Source organism: Streptomyces sp. NPDC006294, assembly GCF_042870895.1.
Lineage (GTDB): Bacteria > Actinomycetota > Actinomycetes > Streptomycetales > Streptomycetaceae > Streptomyces.
This window is the reverse complement of record NZ_JBIAHV010000043.1, coordinates 1-1678: the sequence shown is the minus strand read 5'-3', so window position 1 is coordinate 1678 and position 1678 is coordinate 1. Positions and strand designations below refer to the sequence as shown.

The 1678-nt window shown below is 69.5% G+C and carries 1 protein-coding gene; it reads left to right on the top strand.

Going from position 1 to position 1678, the window contains the following annotated elements; all coding sequences use genetic code 11:
- Positions 1-90: 90 nt before the first annotated feature.
- A complete protein-coding gene (locus ACFYOP_RS33725; RefSeq protein ID WP_356899682.1) occupies positions 91-1527 on the top strand; it encodes an IS1380 family transposase in 1437 nt (478 codons plus the stop codon).
- The last annotated feature ends 151 nt before the right edge of the window (positions 1528-1678 follow it).

The window sequence follows — 1678 nt, the reverse complement described above, 5'->3', positions numbered from 1 at the left end:
CCTCGCCGTTTCGCTTGGTGTGGGACCGGTTTCTGTGCGGCAACACGAAAGTGCCTTCTGAGCTGGGACGATGAACCTTGTCGAGGGGTTCTGTCGGTCCAGACGGAAGGCACTTTCTGCGTGCAGGGTATCGGTTCGCGTCCCAAGCTCCATGTCTCCGCTGACGGTGCGGGGGTGGTCGGACATGCCGGGGCACGGTTGCTGGCGGATCTCGCCGATGCCACCGGGCTGACCACCGCGTACTCCACCGCACTCAGGCCGCTGCGACCGCGCGGCACTGGCCACGATCCGGGCCGGACCGCCGTTGATCTCGCGGTGATGCTCGCCGACGGCGGCGAGACGATCACGGAACTGGCCGTTCTGCGGGACCAGCGCGAGGTGTTCGGTCCCGTGGCCTCCACGCCGACGGCCTGGCGGCTGCTGGCTGCTATCGACGAACGGGGACTGGACCGGCTGCGATCAGCCCGCGCCCAGGCCCGGGAGGTGGCCTGGCTGCAGGCCACCGAAACCAGCGGGGGCATACCCCTGGCCCGGGCTGGGGGACGTGTACTGCCCGGGCTGGTCCTGGATCTCGACGCCACGCTGATCACCTGCCACTCGGAGAAGGACCAAGCTGCCCCGACCTACAAGGGCGGCTTCGGCTTCCACCCGCTGATGTGCTTCCTGGCCAACACCGGCGAGGCGATGTCCGGGCGCCTGCGGCCCGGCAATGCCGGAGCCAACACCGCCACCGACCACATCACGGTGCTGGACGACGCTCTCGCCCAGATCCCCGACGCGCACCGGCACGGCACCGACATCCTCGTCCGCACCGACAGTGCCGGATCCGCAAGAGCCTTCCTCGCCCACGTCCGAGACGTGCGGATGCGAGGAATCCGTACCTTCTTCTCGGTCGGATACGCGGTCACCGAGCCGATCCGCCAGGCGATCCGAGCCATGCCCGGCCGCCTCTGGCATCCCGCTCTGGACCAGGACGGCTCGCTCCGTGCCGGCGCCGAGGTCGCCGAGCTGACCGGCATGGTCGAGCTGACCGGCTATCCGGCCGGCACCCGCGTCATCGTGCGCCGCGAGCGACCACACCCCGGCGCCCAACTCTCCCTGTTCGACCAGGACGAGGCTCTGCGGCACCAGGTGTTCCTCACCGACACCCCCTACTCAGGCGAGGGCTCCGCCCAGTTCCTGGAGGTCCGCCACCGCGGACACGCCACCGTCGAGGACCACATCCGGTGCGGCAAAGCCACCGGCTTCGGCCGTTTCCCCTCCCGCCACTTCGCCATCAACGCGGCCTGGTTCGAACTCAGCCTCGCAGCGATCGACCTCCTCGCCTGGACCCGTGTCCTGCTGCTGGACGGCGAACTCGCCGACGCCGAACCCAAGAAACTCCGCTACCGGCTCCTGCACGTCGCCGCCCGTCTCACCCGCGGCGGCCGCCGCCTTCACCTGCGGATCTCCGCCACCTGGCCCTGGAGACACGAACTCGCCGCCGCCTTCCACCGGCTCGCGGCCTTGCCCCGCCCAGCCAGCTGACCGGCAGCCCCCTGACCACCTACGACCCGAGGAACCCTGGAGAACCCGACCATCGCGCCGGGCCCTCACCATGCCCAAGCACCGAAACCGCGTCCCCTACCCGAAAGCTGACGACCAGCGACGTCTCATCATCCCAACTGAAAAGCGGAGG